The sequence below is a fragment of the Achromobacter sp. DMS1 genome (assembly GCF_001270295.1).
In genome coordinates, this window is the sequence record NZ_LHSJ01000339.1 from 1 (window position 1) to 3,869 (window position 3,869).

Below are 3,869 nucleotides of genomic sequence, written 5' to 3' on the forward strand. Positions count from 1 at the left end.
CCGCCCGGCGGCGCGCCCCGGCTGACGGCATCCGCGTTTACGGCCTGTTTCGGCCCCCGGGCGCGGATGATCGTAATCGGCGCGGGCGACACGTCGCGCTACCTGTGCCGGATCGCGCTGACCCTGGGCTTCGAAATCGTGGTCTGCGATCCGCGCGACGCGCAGCAGGCGCCCTGGCAGGAAGAGGGCATCGCGTTCACGCGTGAAATGCCCGACGACCTGATCCTCAGGCTCGGGCCCGACAGGCGCACGGCCGTCGTGGCGCTGACCCACGATCCCAAGCTGGACGACCTCGCGCTGATCGATGCCCTGCAATCGGATGCGTTCTATGTCGGGGCCATCGGTTCGCGCCGGAACACCCGGCTGCGCCGGGCGCGGCTGCGCGAGCATTTCGGCCTGACGGATGCGATGCTCGCGAGACTGCGCGGCCCGGCCGGCATTTTCATCGGCAGCAAGACGCCGGCCGAGATCGCCCTGTCCATCATGGCGGAAGTGGTTGCCGCCAAGAATGGCGTCCGCGATGACGTTCTGGAAACGGTGGCCGAAGGCAAGGCGCGGCTCGCCCACGGCGAGGACGCCGTCCCGGCCCTGGAAGACGGTTCTTGCCGCTACTAGCGTCCGGCGCGCACGCATCATGGATACGCACACCCCCATCGCCGCCGTCATTCTGGCCGCGGGCCAGGGCTCGCGGCTGGGCGGCCGGCCCAAACCCGCGCTGCGGATCGACGGCGCGAGCCTGCTGGAAAGGCTGGCGTCGGCCCTGCGCGGCTCGGGGGTGGGCGCCATCGGCGCGGTGATCGGCCCTTATGCGTCCACGCTGCTTCCCCTGGCCGGGCGCTGCGGGGTCCGGGCGCTGCGGCACCCGCATGACGCGCCCACGCTCGTCGATTCGCAGCGGCTGGCGCTGGCCGCGCACGCGCGGATGCACCCTGCCCACGATCTGCTGGTGGTCCTGGGCGACCTGCCGCTGCTGGATGCCGGCGCGGTGCGGGCCCTGGTGCGCGGCTGGCGGGCCAGGCCGCCGGAAGTCGAACTCATGCAGCCCGTCGTGGCGGGCGTGCGCGGCATCCGGTGCTGATGTCGTCGCACTGCGCGGCGTCGGCGCACCGGCTGCCGCCGGGCTGCGGCATCCGGAAGTGGATGCCGCTGCATCCCGGCAGCGTGGCGCCGTTCCATAGCGACGAGCCGGCCTACGTGACGGACCTGGACACCCCGGAGGACGTGCGGGCCCTGCGCCGGATGCTGGCGCCCGCGTCCGTGGAATGGGCGCGGGCCCCGCGCTGATTTCCGTCCCTATTTAATTTCCGACCCATCTCGGTTTCCCCATTTGCGGCGGATCAACTTCGGGTATATATTTCAAGCCTAAACTATCCAGACCTAAAATCTGCGGCGTCCGGCACCAGCCCGGCAGGGTAGCCGCCTACCACGGAGCGCATACGGCGATGAAGATAGTCTGCATAGGCGGCGGCCCCGCCGGTCTGTATTTCGGCCTGCTGATGAAGCTGCGGGATCAGGCCAACGAAGTCACCGTGATCGAACGCAACCGGCCCTACGATACCTTCGGCTGGGGGGTGGTGTTCTCGGACGCCACCATGTCCAACCTCAGCGAGGCCGATCCGGTGTCGGCCCGCACCATCGGCGAGGCGTTCAACCGCTGGGACGACATCGACATCCATTTCAAGGGACGCACCTTGCGCAGCGGCGGCCATGGCTTCATCGGCATCGGCCGCAAGAAACTGCTGAATATTCTGCAGGCCCGCTGCGAAGACGTGGGCGTGAAGCTGGTGTTCGAGGAGTTCGTGCAGGACGACCAGGCGGTGGCCCGCCAGTACGACGCCGATCTCGTCATCGCTTCCGATGGCATCAACAGCCAGATCCGCACGCGCTACGCCGACACCTACCATCCCGACATCGACCAGCGCCGCTGCCGCTTCGTCTGGCTGGGCACCACCAAGACCTTCGACGCCTTCACCTTCGCTTTCGTGCAGACCGAGCACGGCTGGTTCCAGGCCCATGCCTACCAGTTCGAGGAAGGGCTTTCCACTTTCATCGTGGAGACGCCCGAGGAAACCTGGAAAGCCGCCGGCATCGACCAGATGAGCCAGGAAGACGGCATCGCCTATTGCGAAAAGCTGTTCGCGCCCTGGCTGGACGGCCACCGCCTCATGAGCAACGCGGCCCACCTGCGCGGCTCGGCCATCTGGATCCGCTTTCCGCGCGTCATCTGCAACACCTGGGTGCACTGGAACACGCTGGACACCGCGCGCGGCGAGCGGCGCGTGCCTGTGGTGCTCATGGGAGACGCCGCGCACACCGCCCATTTCTCGATCGGGTCCGGCACCAAGCTGGCCCTGGAAGACGCCATCGAGCTGGCGCGCTGCCTGAGCGGCGCGGAGGGTTCGGTCGAGGCCGGCCTGACGCGCTACGAGGAGGTGCGCAGCGTGGAGGTGCTGAAGATCCAGAACGCCGCGCGCAACTCCACCGAGTGGTTCGAGAACGTGGCGCGCTACGCCGGCCTGGAGCCGGAGCAGTTCGCCTATTCGCTGCTGACCCGTTCGCAGCGTATTTCGCATGAGAACCTGCGCCTGCGCGACGCTGCCTGGCTGGAGGGTTACGAGCGCTGGCTGGCCGAACGCGCCGGCGCGCCGGCGCCCGCCGGCCAGCGGCCGCCGCTGCCCATGCTCACGCCCTTCCAGGCGCGCGGCGTGCGGCTGAAGAACCGCATCATGGTGTCGCCCATGGCCATGTATTCCTGCGAGAACGGCGTGCCCGGCGATTTCCACCTGGTGCACCTGGGCGCGCGCGCCATGGGCGGGGCCGGCCTGGTCATGGTGGAAATGACCTGCGTGACGCCGGAGGGCCGCATCACCCCGGGCTGCCCCGGCCTGTGGAACGACGACCAGGCGCGCGCTTTCAAGCGCATCGTGGATTTCGTGCACGCCAATTCCGATGCCCGCATCGGCATGCAGCTGGGCCATGCCGGCCGCAAGGGTTCCACGCAGCTCGGCTGGCAGAAGATCGACCATCCCCTGCCCGAAGGCAACTGGCCGCTGCTCTCGGCGTCGGCGCTGCCTTACATCGAGGGCGTATCGCAGGTGCCGCGCGCCATGACGCGGGCCGACATGGACCAGGTGCGCGACAGCTTCGTGGCCGCCGCCCGGCGCGCGGTGGAAGCCGGTTTCGACTGGCTCGAACTGCACTGCGCGCACGGCTACCTGCTGTCCAGCTTCATCTCGCCGCTGACCAACCGGCGCGAGGACGAGTACGGCGGCAGCCTGGACAACCGCCTGCGCTACCCGCTGGAGGTCTTTCGCGCCGTGCGCGAGGTGTGGCCGGCGGACAAGCCCATGTCGGTGCGCATCTCGGCGCACGACTGGGTGGAGGGCGGCATCACGGCCGACGACGCGGTGGAGATCGCGCGCCGCTTCAGGGCGGCCGGAGCCGACCTGATCGACTGCTCTTCCGGCCAGGTGAGCAAGGCCGAGAAGCCGGTGTACGGCCGGATGTTCCAGACCCCCTTCGCCGACCGCGTGCGCAACGAGGCCGGCATCGCCACCATCGCGGTGGGCGCGATTTTCGAGGCCGATCACGCCAACGGCATCATCGCCTCGGGCCGCGCCGACCTCTGCGCCCTGGCGCGCCCGCACCTGGCGGACGCGTCCTGGACGCTGCGCGAATCGGCGCGCGTGGGTTACCGTGAGGTGGGCTGGCCGAACCAGTACCTGGCGGGCAAGCGCCAGCTCGAAACCAACTTCGAACGCGCCGCGGCCATGGCGCAACTGGACATCAAATGAGCACGAATCAGCTTCCGCTGGCGGGACGCCACGCGCTGGTCACGGGCGGGGCGCGGGGCATCGGCCTGGCGTCGG

At 69.2% G+C, this 3,869-nt stretch carries 4 protein-coding genes; all 4 read left to right on the forward strand.

The window, feature by feature from the left end; translation table 11 throughout:
- On the forward strand, positions 1 to 615 hold a 615-nt coding region (locus AD428_RS23800), incomplete at its 5' end, for an XdhC family protein (protein WP_160318623.1).
- Between the two features lie 19 nt (positions 616 to 634).
- Entirely contained in the window at positions 635 to 1,078 is a 444-nt protein-coding gene (locus AD428_RS23805) for a nucleotidyltransferase family protein (protein ID WP_053246796.1), read from the forward strand.
- On the forward strand, positions 1,078 to 1,284 hold the full coding sequence (locus AD428_RS23810; RefSeq protein WP_053246797.1) for a hypothetical protein: 207 nt from the start codon (positions 1,078 to 1,080) through the stop codon (positions 1,282 to 1,284). Before AD428_RS23805 ends, AD428_RS23810 begins: the two co-directional genes overlap by 1 nt.
- Positions 1,285 to 1,442: 158 nt before the next feature.
- On the forward strand, positions 1,443 to 3,794 hold the full coding sequence (locus AD428_RS23815) for a bifunctional salicylyl-CoA 5-hydroxylase/oxidoreductase (RefSeq protein WP_053246421.1): 2,352 nt from the start codon (positions 1,443 to 1,445) through the stop codon (positions 3,792 to 3,794).
- The last annotated feature ends 75 nt before the right edge of the window (positions 3,795 to 3,869 follow it).